General features: G+C 69.4%; 18 protein-coding genes. 2 read left to right on the forward strand and 16 right to left on the reverse strand.

The annotated features are described in order from the left end of the window. Positions 1 to 171: 171 nt before the first annotated feature. The 14 genes from FE633_RS27050 to pgsA all read right to left on the reverse strand — a co-directional run bounded on the left by FE633_RS27050 (position 172) and on the right by pgsA (position 12,944). A complete protein-coding gene (locus tag FE633_RS27050; protein WP_138047805.1) occupies positions 172 to 711 on the reverse strand; it encodes an adenine phosphoribosyltransferase in 540 nt (179 codons plus the stop codon). After that, complete coding sequence (secF, locus tag FE633_RS27055) at positions 708 to 1,841, reverse strand: protein translocase subunit SecF (RefSeq protein WP_138047806.1); 1,134 nt, start codon at positions 1,839 to 1,841, stop codon at positions 708 to 710. Before secF ends, FE633_RS27050 begins: the two co-directional genes overlap by 4 nt. 1 nt (position 1,842) lies before the next feature. After that, positions 1,843 to 3,591 carry a protein translocase subunit SecD gene (gene secD, locus FE633_RS27060; protein ID WP_138047807.1) on the reverse strand — a complete coding sequence of 583 codons (1,749 nt, stop codon included), beginning with the start codon at positions 3,589 to 3,591 and terminating at the stop codon, positions 1,843 to 1,845. A 141-nt stretch (positions 3,592 to 3,732) separates the two neighbouring features. Continuing rightward, positions 3,733 to 4,218, reverse strand: coding sequence for a preprotein translocase subunit YajC (yajC, locus tag FE633_RS27065; protein WP_138047808.1), 486 nt, complete (start codon positions 4,216 to 4,218; stop codon positions 3,733 to 3,735). Positions 4,219 to 4,382: 164 nt separating this feature from the next. Next, entirely contained in the window at positions 4,383 to 5,453 is a 1,071-nt protein-coding gene (gene ruvB / locus FE633_RS27070) for a Holliday junction branch migration DNA helicase RuvB (protein ID WP_138047809.1), read from the reverse strand. A 53-nt stretch (positions 5,454 to 5,506) separates the two neighbouring features. Beyond that, on the reverse strand, positions 5,507 to 6,118 hold the full coding sequence (gene ruvA, locus FE633_RS27075) for a Holliday junction branch migration protein RuvA (RefSeq protein WP_138047810.1): 612 nt from the start codon (positions 6,116 to 6,118) through the stop codon (positions 5,507 to 5,509). Next, a complete protein-coding gene (gene ruvC, locus FE633_RS27080) occupies positions 6,115 to 6,660 on the reverse strand; it encodes a crossover junction endodeoxyribonuclease RuvC (protein ID WP_138047811.1) in 546 nt (181 codons plus the stop codon). Before ruvC ends, ruvA begins: the two co-directional genes overlap by 4 nt. A gap of 138 nt (positions 6,661 to 6,798) precedes the next feature. Beyond that, positions 6,799 to 7,551, reverse strand: coding sequence for a YebC/PmpR family DNA-binding transcriptional regulator (locus FE633_RS27085; protein WP_138047812.1), 753 nt, complete (start codon positions 7,549 to 7,551; stop codon positions 6,799 to 6,801). Between the two features lie 48 nt (positions 7,552 to 7,599). Continuing rightward, positions 7,600 to 8,208: a pyridoxal 5'-phosphate synthase glutaminase subunit PdxT gene (gene pdxT / locus FE633_RS27090; RefSeq protein ID WP_138047813.1), complete on the reverse strand. Its 609-nt coding sequence runs from the start codon at positions 8,206 to 8,208 to the stop codon at positions 7,600 to 7,602. Positions 8,209 to 8,290: 82 nt separating this feature from the next. Further along, entirely contained in the window at positions 8,291 to 9,139 is an 849-nt protein-coding gene (gene pdxS / locus FE633_RS27095; RefSeq protein WP_246113846.1) for a pyridoxal 5'-phosphate synthase lyase subunit PdxS, read from the reverse strand. A gap of 315 nt (positions 9,140 to 9,454) precedes the next feature. Then, positions 9,455 to 9,994 (reverse strand): LemA family protein, encoded by a 540-nt coding sequence (locus FE633_RS27100; RefSeq protein WP_138047815.1) that lies wholly within the window; start codon positions 9,992 to 9,994, stop codon positions 9,455 to 9,457. Between the two features lie 81 nt (positions 9,995 to 10,075). After that, complete coding sequence (locus tag FE633_RS27105) at positions 10,076 to 11,236, reverse strand: glycosyltransferase family 4 protein (protein ID WP_138047816.1); 1,161 nt, start codon at positions 11,234 to 11,236, stop codon at positions 10,076 to 10,078. Beyond that, positions 11,233 to 12,159, reverse strand: coding sequence for a phosphatidylinositol mannoside acyltransferase (locus FE633_RS27110; protein ID WP_138047817.1), 927 nt, complete (start codon positions 12,157 to 12,159; stop codon positions 11,233 to 11,235). Before FE633_RS27110 ends, FE633_RS27105 begins: the two co-directional genes overlap by 4 nt. After that, on the reverse strand, positions 12,156 to 12,944 hold the full coding sequence (gene pgsA / locus FE633_RS27115) for a phosphatidylinositol phosphate synthase (RefSeq protein ID WP_138047818.1): 789 nt from the start codon (positions 12,942 to 12,944) through the stop codon (positions 12,156 to 12,158). The genes FE633_RS27110 and pgsA overlap by 4 nt, the downstream gene beginning before the upstream one ends. Before the next feature lie 243 nt (positions 12,945 to 13,187). Here pgsA and FE633_RS27120 point away from each other — a divergent pair, with 243 nt between their 5' ends. Both FE633_RS27120 and FE633_RS27125 read left to right on the forward strand, forming a co-directional pair. Continuing rightward, on the forward strand, positions 13,188 to 15,383 hold the full coding sequence (locus FE633_RS27120; protein WP_138047819.1) for an elongation factor G-like protein EF-G2: 2,196 nt from the start codon (positions 13,188 to 13,190) through the stop codon (positions 15,381 to 15,383). Positions 15,384 to 15,555: 172 nt separating this feature from the next. Next, entirely contained in the window at positions 15,556 to 17,217 is a 1,662-nt protein-coding gene (locus FE633_RS27125) for a hypothetical protein (RefSeq protein WP_138047820.1), read from the forward strand. Positions 17,218 to 17,469: 252 nt separating this feature from the next. Here FE633_RS27125 and FE633_RS27130 read toward each other — a convergent pair whose 3' ends face one another. Beyond that, positions 17,470 to 18,033, reverse strand: coding sequence for an HIT family protein (locus tag FE633_RS27130; RefSeq protein WP_138047821.1), 564 nt, complete (start codon positions 18,031 to 18,033; stop codon positions 17,470 to 17,472). Between the two features lie 124 nt (positions 18,034 to 18,157). After that, on the reverse strand, positions 18,158 to 20,134 hold the full coding sequence (gene thrS / locus FE633_RS27135; RefSeq protein ID WP_138047822.1) for a threonine--tRNA ligase: 1,977 nt from the start codon (positions 20,132 to 20,134) through the stop codon (positions 18,158 to 18,160). Between the last annotated feature and the right edge of the window lie 110 nt (positions 20,135 to 20,244).

Genomic DNA, 20,244 nt, shown 5'->3' on the forward strand with positions numbered 1-20,244 from the left:
GATCCTCGGCCTCGGACTCGCCTTCGGCCGGTGAGACGGCCTTGTACTGGAGGAACGCCAGAGGCGGGCACCGGATTCCTCCGGGCCCGCCTCCGCGGCGTCCTACAGGTGCATCAGGCCTTGCGTACAGCTTGCCTCAAGGATGCCTCAAGGGTGTGGCCGGGTCCTCGCTCAGACCTGGAGGAGCGCCTCCAGGGGGGCGCCCGCCAGGGACGCCGCCAGCCGGCCCCGGCCGCCGAGGAAGCCGAGCTCCATCAGGACGGCGACTCCGGCCACCTTGGCGCCGGCCCGGCGGATCAGCTCGAGCGAGGCCTCGGCGGTGCCGCCGGTGGCGAGGACGTCGTCGACGACCATGACACGGTCGCTCGCGGCCAGGTCCTCGGCGTGCACCTCTATCTCGGCCGAGCCGTACTCCAGGTCGTACGCCTGGCTGAGCGTCGCGCCCGGGAGCTTGCCGGCCTTGCGGACGGGGACGAAGCCGAGTCCGGCCCGGACGGCGACGGGGGCGCCGAGGATGAAGCCGCGGGCCTCCAGACCGACGATCTTCGTGGCGCCGTTGCGGACGCTGATCTCGGCCAGTGCGTCGGTGAGCGCCGTGAACGCCGCCGGATCGGCCAGGAGCGGGGTGATGTCCTTGAACATCACACCCGGCTCCGGGTAGTCGGCCACGTCACGAATACGGCTGAGGAGCAGCTCTTCGATGTCGGTCATCGGCGCTTCCCCGAGGGGCGCCCACGGCCGCGGTTGCGGGACGAGGGCTGGGAACGCTGACCGCGAGGTCCGACGACCGCGGGCGCCGCGGCCGCGTCCTCGGGGTCCTCGTCGTCCTGCGCCCCAAGGACGACCGGGGCTTCCTGGGACTCGCCCTTCGCGGCGGCCGATGCCCGCTTGGCGAGCACACGCCGCTTGAGGGCCTTCATCTGCGGCTCGCGCTCCTTGAGGTCGGCGACGAGCGGCGTGGCGATGAAGATCGAGGAGTACGCACCGGCCGCGAGGCCGACGAACAGCGACAGCGAGATGTCGTTCAGCATGCCCGCGCCGAGCACACCGCCACCGATGAACAGCAGGCCCGCGACCGGGAGCAGCGCGACGACCGTGGTGTTGATGGAACGCACCAAGGTGCTGTTGATCGAGCGGTTGGCGACCTCGCTGTATGTCCAGCGGGTCTGTTTGGTGAGGTCCTTCGACTGCTCCTTGAGACTGTCGAAGACGACGACCGTGTCGTAGAGCGAGTAACCGAGGATGGTCAGCAGACCGATCACCGTACCCGGCGTGACCTCGAAGCCGACCAGGGCGTAGATGCCGACCGTGATGGTGATGTCGTGGACGAGTGCCACCAGTGCGGCCAGGGCCATGCGCCACTCGAAGGCGATCGCCAGGTAGATCACGACGAGGACCATGAAGATCGCGAGGCCCTGCCATGCCTTGTTGGCGATCTGCTCGCCCCAGCTGGGTCCGACCAGGTCGGCGGCGATGTTCTCCGAGTCGACGTTCAGGTCCTTGGAGAGTTCCGTCTTGATCTGATCGGACTTGTCCGTGTCCACACCGGCGATCTGGATGCGCAGCCCGCCCGAGCCCAGCTTCTGGACGATCGCGTCGTGGCCGGACGCCTTCTCCGCGTACTCCTCCCCCTGGGACGCCGAGATGCTGGTCTTCGGGGTGGTGAAGACGGCACCGCCCTCGAACTCGATGCCCATGTTCAGGCCGCGCACCCCTAGGCCCAGGATGGCCGTGATGGTGATCAGGATCGAGACGCCGTACCAGATCTTGCGCTTGCCGACGAAGTCGTAGCCGACCTCACCGCGGTAGAGACGGGCGCCGAGGTTGCCGAGCTTCGACATCTCACGCCTCCTTCGGGTCGACGGGAGCGGACACGCGACGGGAGCGGCGCAGTGGTGGCTTGGCCCCTAGGCGCTTCGGGTCCAGGCCGGACCAGCTGTGGCCACCGGCGAAGAACTTCTTGCGGGCGAGGATCGTCATCAGCGGCTTGGTGAAGAAGAACACCACGACCACGTCGAGCAGCGTCGTCAGACCCAGGGTGAACGCGAAGCCCTGGACCTTGCCGACGGTGACGATGAAGAGCACGGCGGCGGCGAGGAACGACACGAAGTCGGAGACCAGGATGGTGCGCCGGGCGCGCGGCCAGCCCCGCTCGACCGCGGGCCGGAGCGTGCGGCCCTCGCGGACCTCGTCACGGATGCGTTCGAAGAACACGATGAACGAGTCCGCCGTGATACCGATCGCGACGATCGCACCACAGACCGCGGGCAGGTTCAGCGCGAAGCCGATGGTCGGTCCGAGCAGCGACATGATCACGTACGTCAGGACCGCCGAGACCAGCAGCGAGGCGATGGCGATGAGAGACAGGCCGCGGTAGTAGAGCACCAGGTAGATGACGACCAGGGCCAGTCCGATGGCGCCGGCGATCAGACCGGCCTCCAACTGCTCGCCGCCGAGCGCGGCGGTGACGGTGGTGACGCTCGCCTCCTTGAAGGTGAGCGGGAGAGCACCGTACGACAGGACGTTCGCCAGGTCCTCGGCGGACTGCTGGTTGAAGCCACCGGAGATCTGGGCCTGACCGCCGGTGATCGCCGAGTTGACCGACGGAGCCGAGACGATCTCACCGTCGAGCACGATGGCGAACTGGTTCTTCGGCGGGGACTGGCCGACCAGCTTGCCGGTGACGTCGGCGAACTGCTTGGCGCCGGTCTTGTCGAAGTCCATCTGGACGATCCAGCCCTCGCCGGTCTGGGTCTGGAAGACGGCGCTGGCGTCGGAGACCTGCTCGCCCTTCACGGCGACGGGGCCGAGCACGTACTTGTACTGGGACTTCGGGTCGCAGGCGACGACGGGCGCGGAGTTCTCCGCCCGGCTGGCCTTCTCGCTCGCCGCGGCGCGGCCCTTCTTCGTGGCACAGTCCAGCGCGGCGAGCTGCTTCTGCAGGTCGGCGCTGACGCCGGTCGCGGCATCGGCCGGCGGCGAAGCGTTGCCGCTGGGCGTCGTGGAGGGAGACGGGGATGCCTTGGCGTCGTCCTTCGCGAGGCCTTCCGTGACCGCGCGGCCCTGGGTGCTGGCCGTGGCGGAGGGGGTCGGCGACGCCGACTTCCCGTTGGCGGAAGGCGACGCCTTCCCGGAGGGGGTCGGCGACGGAGAGGTTCCGGGATCCTTGCCGCTGTCCGCGCCCGTCGGCGCTCCGGTCAGAACCGGACGGAAGTAGAGCTTGGCGGTGGTGCCGACCTGCTCCCGGGCCTGCTTGGAGTTCGTGCCCTTGGGGATGTTGACGATGATGTTGCGATCGCCCTGGGTCTGGACCTCCGCCTCGGTGACGCCCAGACCGTTGACACGGCGGTTCATGATGTCGACCGCGGTGTTCATGTTGGTCGGGTTGATCGCGTTCTTCTGACCCGGCTCGTTCTGCGCCTCGAGCGTGATGCTCGTGCCGCCGGCGAGGTCGATGCCGAGGCGCGGCGTCGTGTGCCCGGAGGCGAACATGCCACCGGTGAGCGCCACGATGGCGATCAGGATCAGGGCCAAGGTGCGCCCCGGCCTGCCCTGGGCGCCCTGCTTTCGGCCCTTCTTAGGTGCTGCCACCTTCACGTTCTCCCTCTTCGTCCGCACGGCGTCGAGGCGCCTGCGCGGACGACCACGAAATGGTGTCGAGTCTCCGCGCGAAGACACACGATCCGGGGACCGCGGAGTGCGTCGCTCGCACTCCGCGGTCCCCGGTCATGACTACTTCGCTTCGGACTCGCCGTCGGACTTCTTCAGCTCTGCGTCATCGGCCTTCTTCGGCTCCTCGTCGGCGGGCTCGTCGGCCGCCTCCTTCTTGCCGAGGTCGATGGGCGTGTCGTCGGAAGAGTCGGCGGGCTCGTCGGTCTCGGTGAGGGAGGAGGCGTCGTCCGGGACGATGGCCTGGTCGGACTTCAGGTCGTGCTCGATGCCGTGGACGATGCGGTTGTACTCGTCGTCGGAGAGGACGGCACCAATGGCGTTCTTGGCGAAGAGCAGGTCGACGCCCGGACCTGCGTCAAGGAGGACCGTGTCCTCGTTGACCTCCTTCACCGTCGCGTACATGCCACCGATCGTGCGGACGCCGGAGCCAGGCTGCATGTCGTTGCGCATCTGCGCAGCCGCTTGCTGCTTCTTCTTGGCCGACCGGGTCATCAGGAACATGGCCCCGATGAGCACGATGAACGGGAGGAGGGTCACGAGACTCACGGGTCGGAACTTCCTTCATTCGACCGCGTTGCTGAGCGGCCTGATGGATGGGGGTATGTGCGCCGCCGACAAAGGCGGCATCGGCGGAGTCTAAGCGAGTCCGCACTCATGGAACAACGCTCAGCATCGCACCGTGGTTCCTGGCCCGGCGAATGCCCGCGCCGTCACGCCCCGAACAGGTCCTGTTGTCCGGTTCCACCGGTTGACGGGCCGGGCCGGGTGAGGCCGAAATGATCCCATGCGGCCGGTGTCGCCACGCGGCCGCGGGGGGTGCGGGCCAGCAGCCCCTCCCGTACGAGGAAGGGCTCGGCGACCTCCTCGACCGTCTCGCGCTCCTCCCCCACGGCGACCGCGAGCGTGGACAGGCCGACCGGGCCGCCGCCGAACAGCTTGAGCAGAGCTGCGAGGACCGCACGGTCGAGGCGGTCGAGTCCGCGGTCGTCCACTTCGTACACGGCGAGGGCCGCCGCGGCGATGTCCCGGGTGATGACGCCGTCGGCCTTGACCTGGGCATAGTCGCGCACGCGGCGCAGCAGGCGGTTGGCGATCCGGGGCGTGCCGCGCGAGCGGCCGGCGATCTCGGCGGCGCCCTCGGCACCGATCTCGAGGTCGAGCAGATGCGCGGAGCGATGGATGACGCGCTCGAGCTCGGCGGGCTCGTAGAACTCCATGTGCGCGGTGAAGCCGAAGCGGTCGCGCAGCGGGGGCGGCAGCAGTCCCGCGCGCGTGGTGGCACCGACCAGCGTGAAGGGCGGCAGTTCGAGCGGGATGGCGGTGGCGCCGGGGCCCTTGCCGACGATGACATCGACGCGGAAGTCCTCCATCGCCATGTAGAGCATCTCCTCGGCGGGCCGCGACATCCGGTGGATCTCATCGAGGAAGAGAACCTCGCCCTCCTGGAGGGAGGAGAGGATCGCGGCGAGGTCACCGGCGTGCTGGATGGCGGGGCCGCTGGTGATGCGGATCGGGGCGCCCATCTCGGCCGCGATGATCATCGAGAGGGTGGTCTTGCCGAGGCCGGGGGCGCCGGAGAGCAGTACGTGGTCGGCGGTGGCGCCCCGCGCCCGTGCCGCGCGCAGGACGAGGTCGAGCTGCTCGCGGACCTTCTCCTGCCCGATGAACTCGTCCAGGTCCTTGGGGCGCAGCGCCGCTTCGACGGCCTGGTCCTCACGGTCGGCGGACGCGCCGACGAGCCGCTCGTCGGCGGTCGCGTCGGTCGTGTCGTCCCAGTTCATTACGTGTGCCTCGCGGTGTCGTGGTTCGTGAGCGGCTCAGGGGTACGGGAGGTTCAGCGCGCTCTGTTGAGAGTCTGCAGGGCTGCCTTGAGCAACTGGCCCACCTGGGGCGCCGCTTCGGACGCCTCGGCCTGGGGTGCGACGGCGGAGACCGCCTCGTCGGCCTCCCGCGTCGCGTACCCAAGTCCGATGAGCGCGGCGTGCAGTTGCTCGCGCCAGCCGGCGGTGACGGCCGTGCCGATTGCCGGGCCGCCCGTGCCGAGAGGTTCGCCGAGGCGGTCCTTGAGTTCCAGAAGGAGCTTCTGGGCGCCCTTCTTGCCGATGCCGGGCACGGCCGTGAGCGCCTTCTCGTCGCCGGTCGAGACCGCTCGGCGCAGCGCGTCCGGGCTGTGCACGGCGAGCATCGCCTGGGCGAGCCGGGGGCCGACGCCGCTCGCGGTCTGCAGCAACTCGAAGGTCTGCCGCTCGTCGTCGTCCACGAAACCGTACAGAGTCAGCGAGTCCTCCCGTACGACGAGGGAGGTGGCCAGTTTCGTCTCGCGTCCCATACGGAGACCGGAGAGCGTGCCCGGCGTGCACTGGACGGCGATGCCGATGCCGCCCACTTCGACCACCGCGGAGTCGGGGGCGAGGGCGGCGACCGGGCCGCTGACGAAGGCGATCATCGGGTGGCCTTTCGGGCGAGTGTCTGAGCCTGGCGGTGTGCGGCCTGCGCCTGCTGGAGACGGTTCACGGCAGGAGCGCGCCAGATGTGGCAGATGGCGAGGGCGAGGGCGTCCGCCGCGTCGGCGGGCTTGGGACGTGCGTCGAGCCGCAGCAGGCGCGTGACCATGGCACCGATCTGGGCCTTGTCGGCGCGGCCGTTGCCGGTCACGGCCGCCTTCACCTCGCTGGGCGTGTGCAGGGCGACGGGCAGTCCGCGGCGGGTCGCGCAGAGCATGGCGATGGCGCTGGCCTGTGCGGTGCCCATGACCGTACGTACGTTGTGCTGGCTGAACACCCGCTCCACGGCCACGTATTCAGGCTTGTGCTCGTCGAGCCACTGCTCGATGCCCTGCTCGATGGCGACGAGGCGGTGGCCGATGTCCGCGTCCGCGGGTGTCCGCACGACCCCGACGCCGACCATGGTCAGGGGACGCCCGGCGACTCCCTCCACAACACCGACGCCGCATCGGGTCAGACCGGGGTCCACGCCCAGTACCCGCACCAGTCCCCCCTTCTCCTTCGCTCACCTGTTTGTGCAGGCTATCGGCTCGCACTGACAACGCGCGGACGGGCCGAACGGGAGCGTGTCCCGTTCGGCCCGTCCGGAAGGCCGGTATGAGCCCGCGTCAGGCGACTCGCGTCAGGCGCTGGCCTTCTCCATGACCTCGTCGCTCACGTCGAAGTTGGCGAAGACGTTCTGCACGTCGTCGCTGTCCTCCAGGGCGTCGATCAGCTTGAAGATCTTCTTGGCGCCCTCTTCGTCGAGCTCGATCTGCATGGTCGGGACGAAGTTGGCCTCGGCGGAGTCGTAGTCGATGCCGGCGTCCTGGAGGGCGGTGCGGACCGCGACCAGGTCGGTGGCCTCGCTGAGCACCTCGAAGGACTCGCCCAGGTCGTTGACCTCCTCGGCACCCGCGTCGAGCACGGCACCCAGGACGTCGTCCTCCGCCAGCTCGCCCTTGGGGACGATGACAACGCCCTTGCGGTTGAAGAGGTACGAGACGGAGCCGGGGTCGGCCATCGAGCCGCCGTTGCGGGTCATGGCGACGCGCACGTCGGAGGCGGCGCGGTTGCGGTTGTCGGTGAGGCACTCGATGAGCACCGCGACACCGTTCGGTCCGTAACCCTCGTACATGATGGTCTCGTAGTCGGCGCCCCCGGCCTCGAGACCCGCGCCGCGCTTGACGGCGGAGTCGATGTTCTTGTTGGGGACCGAGCTCTTCTTCGCCTTCTGGATGGCGTCGTACAGCGTCGGGTTGCCGTCCGCGTCGGCACCGCCCATGCGGGCCGCGACCTCGATGTTCTTGATCAGCTTCGCGAAGAGCTTGCCGCGCTTGGCGTCGATCACGGCCTTCTTGTGCTTCGTCGTGGCCCATTTAGAGTGGCCGGACATCTGCCTGTCTCCTTCGCGTAACCCATCTCTGTACGAACGCCAGAGATCCTACAAGGACTCCGCTCTACGGTTGGCGCGCACCATGTCGACAAACAGCCCGTGCACGCGGTGATCGCCGGTCAGTTCCGGGTGGAACGACGTGGCGAGCGCGCGGCCCTGGCGTACGGCGACGATGTGGCCTTCGTGCTCGGCGAGGACCTCCGCCCCGGCACCCACGGACTCGACCCAGGGGGCGCGGATGAAGACGCCCTCTACAGCATCGCCCTCGACGCCCTTCACGTCGACCGCCGCCTCGAAGGATTCGTTCTGCCGTCCGAACGCGTTGCGGCGCACGATCATGTCGATGCCGCCGACGGTCTCCTGGCCCGACCGCGGGTCGAGGATCTTGTCGGCGAGCATGATCATGCCCGCGCAGGTGCCGTAGACGGGCATTCCGGCCCGTACGCGCGCGCGGAGGGGTTCCATCAGGCCGAAGAGGACGGCCAGTTTGGAGATGGTGGTGGACTCACCGCCGGGGATGACCAGACCGTCGACCTCGGCGAGTTCCTCGGGGCGCCTCACCTCCCTGGCCACGGCGTCGGCCGCGGCCAGGGCGATCAGGTGCTCCCGTACATCGCCCTGGAGGGCCAGGACGCCTATGACGGGGGTGTCGCTCATCTACGTAGTGCCTGCCTTGTGTACGTAGGTGTGTGCGGGCGCGGTGCGCGTCCCGCACGGTGGCGGTGGCGTTGGCGGGTGATTACCAGCCGCGGTTCGCGTAGCGCTCGGTCTCGGGAAGGGTGTCGCAGTTGATGCCGACCATGGCCTCGCCGAGGTTGCGGGAGGCCTCCGCGACGATCTTGGGGTCGTCGTAGAAGGTCGTGGCCTTCACGATGGCGGCGGCTCGCTTGGCCGGGTCACCCGACTTGAAGATGCCGGAGCCCACGAAGACGCCCTCGGCGCCGAGCTGGCGCATCAGCGCGGCGTCGGCGGGAGTCGCCACACCGCCGGCGGAGAACAGCACGACCGGGAGCTTGCCGAGCTCGGCGACCTCCTTGACCAGCTCGTACGGGGCGCGCAGCTCCTTGGCGGCGGCGTACAGCTCGTTGTTGTCGTAGCCGCGCAGCCTGGCGATCTCGTTCTTGATCTGGCGCAGGTGGCGGACGGCCTCGACGACGTTGCCCGTGCCGGCCTCGCCCTTGGAGCGGATCATGGCCGCGCCCTCGGCGATGCGGCGCAGGGCCTCGCCGAGGTTGGTGGCACCGCAGACGAAGGGGGTGGTGAACGCCCACTTGTCGGAGTGGTTGACCTCGTCGGCCGGGGTGAGGACCTCGGACTCGTCGATGTAGTCGACGCCGAGGGACTGCAGGACCTGGGCCTCCACGAAGTGGCCGATCCTCGACTTCGCCATCACCGGGATGGACACGGCCTCGATGATGCCCTCGATCATGTCCGGGTCGGACATGCGGGCCACGCCGCCGTCCTTGCGGATGTCCGCCGGGACCCGCTCCAGGGCCATGACGGCGACGGCGCCCGCGTCCTCGGCGATCTTCGCCTGCTCCGGGGTGACGACATCCATGATCACGCCGCCCTTGAGCTGTTCGGCCATGCCGCGCTTCACGCGCGCCGTGCCGGTCGCAGGGCTGTCGGCGGGCTGGGCGGAGTTGGAGAGCGTGTTGGACACGGGTTGACCTCACTCGGGGGAAGAGAGTTTCTGCAGCCATGAGGAAACGCGAGAGAACCAGGCCACAGCAAGGGCCAATGGGGAGGCGGTGGCATGTTTTCGGGGCGTGCGGCCCGGCGCGAGTGCTCGACCTGGTGTTTCGCCCCCGCCGCCCCTACCCATTCCCGTACCTGGGGGCTCCGCCCCAGACCCCCGAATCGGCCTGACGGCCTCGTCCTCAAACGCCGGACGGGCTGAAACTCACGAGCGATCGGCCAGCGCTGCCGGAGGCTCGTCGTCCATTTCGAAGGCCATCGGAAACGGCGCGTGACCGGCCAGGCGGAACCAGCGAACCTTGCGATGGCGGCGCAGCGCACGAGCCGCGCGTACGGCGTCGTTGTGGAAGCGCCGGGCCATCGGAACCCGGCGGACCGCCTGGGCCAGCTCACGCGCGGCATCGTCGCCACCGGGGGCTTCGCGTACCGCCTCGACCTGCTGAGCCTCCCCGAAGATGGCCCGCAGGGTCTCGCTGAGGTCGCTCTCGGCGACCTCCCGGTGCTCCTCCTCGGCCTGCCGAGCCGCATGCGCCGCTTCGTAGAGCACGATCGAGGCGGCAGGGTCGAGCACTCCGGAGGTGGCCAGTTCCTGGGCGACCGAGGCACGCCGCAGGAGTTGCGCGTCGAGGGCGGCGCGCGCGGCGTCGATCCGGGCGTGCAGCCGGTCGAGTCGGCCCGCGGTCCAGCTCAGGTAGAGGCCGATCGCCACAAGGGCGACCGCGATCCAGATCAATGTGGAGGTCACGGGCGCACAGGCTACCGGTGCGGGACGAAGCCTCCGGCGCGGCCCGGGGCCACGCCGGGATCAGCCTCCCCGGCCCGGCCGTCAGTCTCTCGCCAGCCCCAACCGCGCCCGCAGCCCGCTGCGTTCGTCGGCGGCGACCGCGGCCGCCCCGTCCGTGACCGTCTCGTACACCGAGAGAATGTCCGCCCCGACCGTCGACCAGTCGAAGCGCCGCACATGCGCGCTGCCCCGCTCGCGCAGCTCCGCGCGACGGCCGGAGTCGGCGAGCAGACGTACCGCCGAGGACGCCAGGGCGTCGGCGTCCTCGTTGGCGAAGAGCTCCCCCGCCGCGCCCTTGTCGAGGACCTGGGCGAAGGCGTCGAGATCGGAGGCGAGTACCGGCGCGCCCGCCGACATGGCCTCGACCAGGATGATCCCGAAGCTCTCCCCACCGGTGTTCGGAGCGACGTACAGGTCGACGCTGCGCAGGAACCGCGCCTTGTCCTCGTCGCTGATCATGCCGAGGAACTCGACGCGCGAACGCAGTTTCTTGGGAAGCGTCTCGACGGCCTCCTGCTCGTCCCCGCGACCGGCGACCAGGAGCCGGCTGCCCGGCCGCTCCGCGAGGATCTTCGGCAGGGCCTTCATCAGGACCGGCAGGCCCTTGCGGGGCTCGTCGATGCGGCCGATGAAGCCGATGGTCTCCCCCTGCCACTCGGCCTTGGGTTCGGCCTTCGCGAAGAAGTCGACGTCGACGCCGTTGGGGATGACGACCGCGTCACCGCCCAGGTGCTCGACGAGCGTGCGCCGCGCGTACTCGCTCACCGCGATCCGCGCGCTGATCTTCTCGAGGGCCGCCTGGAGGATCGAGTACGCGGCGACCATGGCCCGGGAGCGCGGATTGGACGTGTGGAAGGTGGCCACGATCGGCCCCTGCGCCGCCCAGCACGCCAGCAGGCCGAGCGACGGCGAGGTCGGCTCATGGATGTGGATCACGTCGAACGTGCCGTCGTGCAGCCAGCGCCGCACGCGTGCGGCCGACAGGAACCCGAAGTTCAGCCGGGCCACCGACCCGTTGTACGGCACCGGAACCGCGCGGCCCGCGGAGACGACGTACGGCGGCAGGGGGGTGTCGTCATCCGCCGGGGCGAGGACGGACACCTCGTGCCCGAGGCGGATGAGGTGCTCCGCCAGATCGCGGATGTGGAACTGGACGCCGCCGGGTACATCCCAGGAGTACGGGCAGACGATGCCGATCCTCACGGGCGCTCCCCGTCCGTCGGCTCGGGTCGGGGTTCCAGGTCAGCGAGCCACAAGCGCTGGAGCATGTGCCAGTCCTCCGGATGGTCGGCGATACCCGTGGCGAAGGCGTCGGCCAGCGCCTGCGTCATGACAGACGTCTTCTCGGCCCGGGTACCTGTCTCGGGGACTTCGATGGGCGGATGCACCCGCCCCTGCATGACCGGCGAGTCGTCGAACCAGAGCGTCACCGGCAGCAGCAGTGCGCCCGTCTGCTGGGCGAGCAGGGCAGGGCCCGCGGGCATCCGTGTCGTCTCGCCGAAGAACTTCACCTCGACTCCGGAGGCGGACAGGTCACGGTCCGCGACCAGGCAGACCAGGCCGCCGTCGCGCAGTCGGCGGGCCAGCGTGCCGAACGCGGATCCGCCGCTGTGCGGCAGTACCTCCATACCGAGGCCCTCGCGATAGGCGACGAAGCGGTCATACAACGCCTCGGGCTTGAGTCGCTCCTGCACGGTGGTGAACGGGGTCTCCAGCTTGGTGGTGACCCAGGCGCCCGCGAGGTCCCAGTTTCCCAGGTGTGGCAGCGCGAGTATGACGCCCTTGCCGGCGGCGAGCCCGTCCGTCAGGTAGTGCAGGTCCCTGGGGACGAAGCCGGACTTGATGCGTTCTTCGCTCCAGGAGGGCAGTCGGAAGGACTCCATCCAGTAGCGCAGATAGGAGCGCATACCCGCTCGGGAGAGCTCGGCGAGCCGCTCCGCGGTCGCGTCGCCCACCACGCGCGCGTAGTTGGATTCCAGGCGGAGTACGCCCTTGCCGCGCCGCTTCCAGGTGAGGTCGGCGATGGTCCGGCCGAGCCGCACGGCGGCCGGCTCGGGGAGCTTCTTGACGGCGCTCCAGCCGAGGGCGTACAGCCCGTCCGTCAGCCGACCCCGCAGACCGCTCATGACGTGGCCTCACGGCTCGGGGAGCTGCCCGGGGCGGCGCTGCCCTGTGCGCTGCTCTGCGGGTTGCCCTGGGAGGCGTTCTCCGGACTTTTGTCCCGCCCGTTGTCCCGCCCGTCTTCCCCAGCGTCCTCCCCAGCGTTTTCCTGGGCGGCCGCGGCGTCCGCCTCCGCGGACTCCCTGCGCACCGTGACCACCCGCTGGATCAGCGTGACGACACTGCCGACGGCGACGATCCACAGCGCGATGGGCAGCAGCACGTCGATGCCGGGCACGCCGAACTTGTGGAAGCCCGCGAGACCGGCCGCGACCAGCGAGATCACCAGGCGCTCTGCCCGCTCGACGAGCCCGTTGACAGCCACCGGCAGGCCGATCGACTCGCCACGGGCCTTGGTGTACGAGACCACCTGGCCGCTGGCCAGGCAGAAGATGGAGACGGCGCACAGGACGTTGTCGTTGCCGCCGCCCGCGTACCAGAGCGCGAATCCTCCGAAGATCGCGCTGTCGGCGACGCGGTCGAGGGTCGAGTCGAGGAAGGCGCCCCAGCGGCTGGAGCGGCCCATCTGGCGTGCCATGTTGCCGTCGACGAGGTCCGAGAACACGAACAGCGTGATGACGATGGTGCCCCAGAAGAACTCGCCTCGGGGGAAGAAGACCAGCGCGCCCGCGATCACTCCCGCCGTGCCCAGGAGCGTGACCGTGTCGGGGCTGACGCCCCGCCGGATCAGAAACGCGGCGAACGGCGTGAGGACACGCGTGAAGAATGCACGCGCGTACTTGTTCAGCATGGCCTTCCCGAGGGTCGGTGTGGCCGCGCGGCCCCTGCTGGCCACCCGGCGGGCCCATCGTAGCCACGCGCGCGTGTGGGCGACGGGCGGGCACCGGTGGACCACGATCGCGTCCGTTGTATGGACGCGCCGTGACGTGAGTGGAAAGCTCGAAAGGACCGCGGGCGTCAACGGAACCGCCACCGCACGCGGATCCGCGTGTCCGCGCCCACAATGACCTCACCGTGCACGGGAGGCAAGGCCATGGGCGACAAGGCGAATGCACACCCCGGAGCCGCCGGCAGGGCTACGGCGGCCGACCACCCCGCGTCCGTACGGAATGTGGTGCTGGTCGGCCACTCCGGATCGGGCAAGACGACTCTGGTGGAGGCTCTCGCGCTGACCGCGGGAGCGGTGAACCGGGCGGGCCGCGTGGAGGACGGCGGCACCGTCTCCGACTACGACGAGATCGAGCACCGGCAGCATCGGTCGGTACAGCTCTCCCTGGTGCCCGTCGATTGGGACGGACACAAGATCAACATTCTGGACACCCCCGGCTATGCCGACTTCGTCGGGGAATTGAGGGCCGGTCTGCGAGCGGCGGACGCGGCCCTTTTCGTCGTCTCGGCCTCGGACGGGGTGGACGGCTCGACCCGCATGGTGTGGGAGGAGTGCGCGGCGGTCGGCATGCCGCGGGCCATCGTGATCACCCACCTCGAAGCGGCCAGAGCCGATTTCGAGGAGATGACACGGGTCTGCGCGGAGGCCTTCGGCGGCGACGACCCGGACGCCGTACTGCCCCTGTATCTGCCGCTCCACGGCGTGCCCGGCCCCGACGGCCACGCGCCCGTGACGGGTCTGACCGGGCTGCTGTCCCAGCGGCTGTACGACTACGCCTCCGGGGAGCGCAAGGAGTCCGAGCCGGGCCCCGACCAGCTACCGCTCATAGAGGAGGCCCGCAACAGGCTGATCGAGGGGATCATCGCCGAGAGTGAGGACGAGACCCTCATGGACCGCTATCTCGGCGGTGAGGAGATCGACTTCAAGACGCTCGTGGAGGACCTGGAGCGGGCCGTCGCGCGCGGGAAGTTCTTCCCCGTGCTGGCCGCCGCGCCTGCGGCCGAGGGCGCCAAACAGGGCCTGGGGACGGTCGAGGTGCTCGAACTGGTCACCGGCGGCTTCCCGACGCCGCTGGAGCGACCGGCACCGACGGTCACCACGCCGGATGGCAAGGCGCGCGAGGTCAAGGCCTGCGATCCGAACGGTCCGCTGGTCGCCGAGGTCGTGAAGACGGCGAGCGACCCCTACGTGGGCCGCGTCTCCCTCGTCCGGGTCTTCTCGGGCACTCTGCGCCCCGACCAGACGGTGCACATTTCCGGGCACGGGCTGACCGACCGCGGGCACGAGGACCACGACGTCGACGAGCGCATCGGCGCCCTGTCCGCCCCGTTCGGCAAACAGCAGCGCATCCTCACGCACTGCATCGCCGGCGACCTGGCGTCCGTGGCCAAACTCAACCGCGCGGAGACCGGCGACACGATCTCCGCGAAGGACGACCCGCTGCTCATGGAGCCGTGGGAGATGCCCGATCCGCTGCTGCCGCTCGCCATCCACGCGCACAGCAAGGCGGACGAGGACAAGCTCTCGCAGGGTCTGAGCCGGCTGGTCGCCGAGGACCCGACGATGCGGCTCGAACAGAACCAGGACACTCACCAGGTGGTCCTGTGGTGCCTGGGCGAGGCCCATGCGGACGTCGCCCTGGAGCGGCTGCGCAGCCGGTACGGCGTCCAGGTCGACGTCGTACCGCACAAGGTCTCCCTGCGGGAGACGTTCGCCGCCCCGTCGGCCGGGCGCGGCCGTCATGTGAAGCAGTCGGGCGGGCACGGGCAGTACGCGATCTGCGAGATCGAGGTCGAGCCACTGCCCGGCGGCTCCGGCATCGAGTTCGTGGACAAGGTCGTCGGCGGCGCCGTGCCCCGGCAGTTCATCCCGTCCGTCGAGAAGGGCGTACGCGCCCAGGCCGCCAAGGGTGTGGCCGCGGGCTACCCGCTGATCGACATACGGGTCACCCTGCTCGACGGCAAGGCGCACTCGGTGGACTCGTCCGACGCCGCGTTCCAGACGGCCGGCGCGCTCGCCCTGCGCGAGGCGGCGTCCGACGCCCGGATCCATCTGCTGGAGCCGGTCGCCGAGGTGACGGTCCTCGTCGGAGACGAGTACGTGGGCGCCGTGATGAGCGACCTGTCCGGGCGGCGCGGCCGCGTCGTCGGCACCGAGCAGGCGAGCGGCGGACGGACGCTCGTACGGGCCGAGGTCCCCGAGATCGAGATCGGGCGGTACGCGATCGATCTGCGCTCTCTGTCGCACGGCACCGCACGGTTCAACCGCACGTACGCGCGGCACGAGCCGATGCCGCCGCAGCTCTCCGAAAAGATCCGCGAACAGGCCGAGGGCGCCTAGTAGTTGTTGTCCACAATGGTCGGCGGACGGCGTGGGCCGTCCGCCGACGATTGTCGGTTCCGGGGGATACTCTGAGATCCTGATCAAGACGATGACCTGATCAACAGGTGTGCGGAGCACGGAAGTCGGGAAAAGCCGCAGCAGCGGAGCACAGCGGCGATGGGGGCGGTCAGTGGCGGACGAGGGATTCGATTTCAGGCCCGGGGCACAAGTCCCGCTCTCGGGTGCCGCGGGACAGACAGCGGCGACGTTCGCCCTGGCATCGGCGGCGTACCGGGACAACGAGGTCGCGGAGATCCTCAAGGCCAACAACGAATGGCACAAGTCGACCGTGAAACCGGGCCCCAAGTGGGCGACGATCTTCGCTCCCAACCTGGGCGAGGCCTTCGCGCGGGCCGTGCAGCTGCGGATGCTGGGCGGCGGCCGCAAACCGCTCATCCAGTCGTTCGGTACGGAGCCGCAGGTCATCGTCGAGCACTGCCTGGCGGCGAACCGCATCCGCAAGGAACGCGACAGCTGGCTCACGGCCGTGATGGTGCTGACGGGGCTGATCTTCCTGCCCGGACTGCTCGTCTGGCTGCTGGTCTTCCAGGTGCGCCGGATGATCGCCAAGACCACGGACAAGCGCGCGTCCGCCCTCGCCACCACGCTCCTGATCGGCGTGGCCGCGCTCGCCGTGATCTTCCTGCTCAAGATGCCGTTCAGCGGCTTCTGGGCCTGGTACGCGCGCGCGGCGGTCGTCGCCCCCGTCGCCGGCTGGTTCTGGGCGAAGGAGATCTGCGAGCGCACGGCCAGGGATCTGCGCGAGCGCTGGGACAGTCTGCTGGCCGGCGGTGGCATCGGCGCCAAGATTCCCGAGGCGGTGCCCGGCAGCCCCGGCGAGACCGCGGCCGAGCGGCTGCGCCAGGGCCTGGCCCGGCTCACCGCCGAGCAGCAGTCGAACTCGGTCTTCTACGCGGGCCCGAAGGGCATACTCGGCATGGGCACGCGGTGGGGCAGTTGGCAGCTCGCCGAGGACCTGGTGCCGGCCGACGCCGACAAGGAGATCCATCCGTTCCGCAGCTGGGACGTCGTGCGGTCGATCCACGACCAGCTGCGCATGCTGGAGCGTGGCCCGCTCAACACCGGTGGTTTTCCGAAACCCTCGATAAAGCACTGGGTGGTCACACCGATCGGTGAGAACGCCAAGGCGGTGTCCCGGCCGGGTGGTACGGACGTGGACGCGTACCAGGTCAAGACCCATGCCATCCAGGACATCTGCAACAAGCAGCAGTTCGGCAGCGGCGACCGGCACTACCTCGGGGTCCAATGGACCCTCTGGGACGGTCAGTTGATCATCACGATGCTGATCACCGTGACCGTGCTGCACGAGACGCTGCGGATCGAGGTCACCGGTCATGCCCTGGGGCCCGTGCACTCCCTCTTCACGACGAAGCCCGAGGCCAAGACCAAGGAGGTCGCCAAGACCATCAAGTTCTGGGAGACCCGCACGCAGAAGCTGCCGCTGGTCGACGCCGACGAGGTGGTACGGCTCGCCGTGCGCGCCCCCTTCACCTGGTACCCGCCGATCCTGGACTGGCTGGGCGGCAAGCTGGTCCTCCCCGAGCCCTTCGGGCTGCGCCACGCCTGGGCCGACCAGCCCTGGCGCCATCGCTTCATGGCCGACGACGCCCTGCGCGCCGCGACGCCGATCCTCCGCGTCGTGCACGCGGCAGCGATCCGCGTCCTCAACGAGAACGGCGTGGACACCGAGAAGTTCGGCACCCGCTCGGCTTTCCTCAGTACGGCGGTCCAGGACGCTTCGCCTCGAAAAGCCGACCTCTACGACGCGTAGGCCTCCGGCGGTTCAGCGGGCTCGGTGGGCCGGAGGCCCATGGATCCCGGGGCTCCTGGCCCCGTGGCTCCGGGTCCGGCCCCCCGCACGACCAGGGTCGTCTGTCTGCTGCGGGTCGTCTGTGGCTGGTCGCGCAGTTCCCCGCGCCCCTGGCTGGGGGCTGCGCCCCCAGGCCCCCGAGGTTCGTATTTCCGGTGCGGGTCCGTCGTGGCTGGTCGCGCAGTTCCCCGCGCCCCTGAAGGGGCGCGTCGGCTAAGGGGTTGTCGGCCACGTTTCCGCGAGCATCTTGCGGGTGTCCGCGAGGAGCTGCGGCAGGACCCTGGTGTGGCCGACGACGGGCATGAAGTTGGTGTCGCCGCCCCAGCGGGGCACGATGTGCTGGTGGAGGTGGGCCGCGATGCCCGCGCCCGCGACGGTGCCCTGGTTCATGCCGATGTTGAAGCCGTGCGCGCCGGACGCGGTGCGCAGGGCGGTCATCGCCTGCTTCGTGAGCTCGGCGAGTTCGACGGTCTCCTCGGCGGTGAGGTCCGTGTAGTCGGCGACGTGCCGGTAGGGCACGACCATCAGGTGGCCACCGTTGTACGGGTACAGGTTGAGCACCGCGTAGACCCGCTCACCCCGCCGGATGATGAGCCCGTCCTCGTCGGACTTCGCCGGTATCGAGCAGAACGGGCAGCCGTCGCCCGCCCCCGGGCCGGTGGGCTTGTTCTCACCCTGGATGTACGCCATCCGGTGGGGCGTCCACAGACGCTGGAACGCGTCCTGAATCCCCACCCCGATCTGCTGCTCCGGCTCACTCGTCATGTGGTGCAGCATATGGCTTCGCGGCCCGGAGACGGCAAAGGCCCCCGGGGCAGCCGACCGGCCGACCGGCCGACAACGTCACAGCCGGCAGGCCGCCGGCGTCGACCAGGCTCCCCCGAGGGCCTCCGCCCTCGACTCAGACCTGCACCCGCTCCTCGACCACCTTCGCGATCTTCTCAATGGCCTCTTCGACGGGGATGCCGTTCTCCTGGGAGCCGTCGCGGTAGCGGAAGGAAACGGCGCCGTGGGTCATGTCCTCGTCGCCCGCGATGACCATGAAGGGCACCTTCTGCTTCTGCGCGTTACGGATCTTCTTCTGCATGCGGTCGGAGGAGGAGTCCACCTCGACCCGAAGCCCCTGCTTCTTCGCCTCGGCGGCGAACCGATGCAGGTACTCGACGTGTGCGTCACCGATCGGGATGCCCACCGCCTGCACCGGCGCCAGCCACGCCGGGAACGCGCCCGCGTAGTGCTCCAGCAGGACGGCGAAGAAGCGCTCGATCGAGCCGAAGAGGGCCCGGTGGATCATCACCGGCCGCTGCTTGGAGCCGTCGGGGCCGGTGTACTCCAGGTCGAAGCGCTCCGGCAGGTTGAAGTCGAGCTGCACGGTCGACATCTGCCAGGTCCGGCCGATCGCGTCCTTGGCCTGGACGGAGATCTTCGGGCCGTAGAAGGCCGCGCCCCCCGGGTCCGGGACCAACGGGAGGCCCTGCTTCTCGGCCACCTGTCGGAGGGTCTCGGTGGCCGTCTCCCACGCCTCTTCCGAGCCGACGAACTTCTCCGGGTCCTTGGTGGACAGCTCCAGGTAGAAGTCGGTCAGGCCGTAGTCCCGGAGCAGGTTCAGGACGAAGGTGAGCGTCTTGTCGAGCTCCTCGGCCATCTGCTCGCGGGTGCAGTAGATGTGCGCGTCGTCCTGGGTGAAGCCGCGCGCCCGGGTCAGGCCGTGCACGACGCCGGACTTCTCGTACCGGTACACGGTCCCGAACTCGAAGAGTCGCAGCGGCAGTTCACGGTAGGAGCGGCCGCGCGCGTCGAAGATCAGGTTGTGCATCGGGCAGTTCATGGGCTTGAGGTAGTAGTCCACGCCCTCGTCGAGCTGCATGGGCGGGTACATGCCGTCGGCGTACCAGTCCAGGTGACCCGAGGTCTCGAAGAGCTTCCCCTTGGTGGCGTGCGGGGTGTAGACGAACTCGTACCCCTCTTCCTCGTGGCGCCGCCGCGAGTAGTCCTCCATGACCCGCCGGACGACGCCGCCCTTGGGGTGGAACACCGCGAGGCCGGAGCCGATCTGGTCCGGGATGGAGAACAGGTCCAGCTCGTTGCCCAGCTTGCGGTGGTCGCGCTTCTCGGCCTCGGCGAGGAAGTCGAGGTGCGCCTTCAGCTCGTCCTTGGACGGCCAGGCGGTGCCGTAGATGCGCTGCAGCATGGGGTTCTTCTCGCTGCCGCGCCAGTACGCGGCGGCGTTGCGCATCAGCTTGAACGCCGGGATGTTCCGGGTGGTCGGCAGGTGCGGGCCCCGGCAGAGGTCCTTCCAGCACAGGTCGCCGGTCCTGGCGTCGACGTTGTCGTAGATCGTCAGCTCGCCGGCGCCCACCTCGACGTCCGCGCCGTCGTCCGACGAAGCCGAGCCCTTCAGCCCGATGAGCTCCAGCTTGTACGGCTCCGACGCCAGTTCCTCACGCGCGGCCTCGTCGGTCACCACACGCCGCGAGAAGCGCTGCCCGCGCTTCTGGATCTCCTGCATCTTCTTCTCGATGGCCTTGAGGTCCTCGGGCGTGAACGGCTTCTCGACGTCGAAGTCGTAGTAGAAGCCGTCCTTGACCGGCGGGCCGATGCCCAGCTTGGCCTCGGGGAAGATCTCCTGCACGGCCTGCGCCATGACGTGCGCGGTGGAGTGGCGCAGGATGTTCAGACCGTCCTCGGAGGAGATCTCCACTGCCTCGACGGTCTCGCCGTCCTGCACCTCGTACGCGAGGTCCTTCAGGTCGCCCGCCACGCGCGCTGCGACGATCGTGCGCTCTCCGGCGAAGAGTTCGGCGGCCGTAGTGCCCGTCGTCACCACGCGCTCTTCCCGCTCGGAATCGCGTTGGATGATCACACGGACGTCTGACACCGGTCTCTCCTGACTGAAGGGGTGTACGCGTCTCTCTTGCGTACGTAATAGATAGAAGGGATCGTACCGAGCCCGAGGCACGCTTCGCGAAACGGTCGCCCCTCCCCCGG

It is taken from the genome of Streptomyces montanus (genome assembly GCF_005786655.1).
GTDB classification, from domain to species: Bacteria; Actinomycetota; Actinomycetes; order Streptomycetales; family Streptomycetaceae; genus Streptomyces; species Streptomyces sporangiiformans.

What these genes read in the sequence shown, in the direction of transcription:
- FE633_RS27050 (WP_138047805.1), bottom strand. Translation starts at nt 711, where the DNA reads ATGACCGACATCGAAGAGCTGCTCCTCAGCCGTATTCGTGACGTGGCC.
- secF (WP_138047806.1), bottom strand. Translation starts at nt 1,841, where the DNA reads ATGTCGAAGCTCGGCAACCTCGGCGCCCGTCTCTACCGCGGTGAGGTC.
- ruvB (WP_138047809.1), bottom strand. Translation starts at nt 5,453, where the DNA reads ATGAACTGGGACGACACGACCGACGCGACCGCCGACGAGCGGCTCGTC.
- ruvA (WP_138047810.1), bottom strand. Translation starts at nt 6,118, where the DNA reads ATGATCGCCTTCGTCAGCGGCCCGGTCGCCGCCCTCGCCCCCGACTCC.
- FE633_RS27085 (WP_138047812.1), bottom strand. Translation starts at nt 7,551, where the DNA reads ATGTCCGGCCACTCTAAATGGGCCACGACGAAGCACAAGAAGGCCGTG.
- pdxT (WP_138047813.1), bottom strand. Translation starts at nt 8,208, where the DNA reads ATGAGCGACACCCCCGTCATAGGCGTCCTGGCCCTCCAGGGCGATGTA.
- pdxS (WP_246113846.1), bottom strand. Translation starts at nt 9,139, where the DNA reads ATGGCCGAACAGCTCAAGGGCGGCGTGATCATGGATGTCGTCACCCCG.
- FE633_RS27110 (WP_138047817.1), bottom strand. Translation starts at nt 12,159, where the DNA reads ATGAGCGGTCTGCGGGGTCGGCTGACGGACGGGCTGTACGCCCTCGGC.
- pgsA (WP_138047818.1), bottom strand. Translation starts at nt 12,944, where the DNA reads ATGCTGAACAAGTACGCGCGTGCATTCTTCACGCGTGTCCTCACGCCG.
- FE633_RS27120 (WP_138047819.1), top strand. Translation starts at nt 13,188, where the DNA reads ATGGGCGACAAGGCGAATGCACACCCCGGAGCCGCCGGCAGGGCTACG.
- FE633_RS27130 (WP_138047821.1), bottom strand. Translation starts at nt 18,033, where the DNA reads ATGCTGCACCACATGACGAGTGAGCCGGAGCAGCAGATCGGGGTGGGG.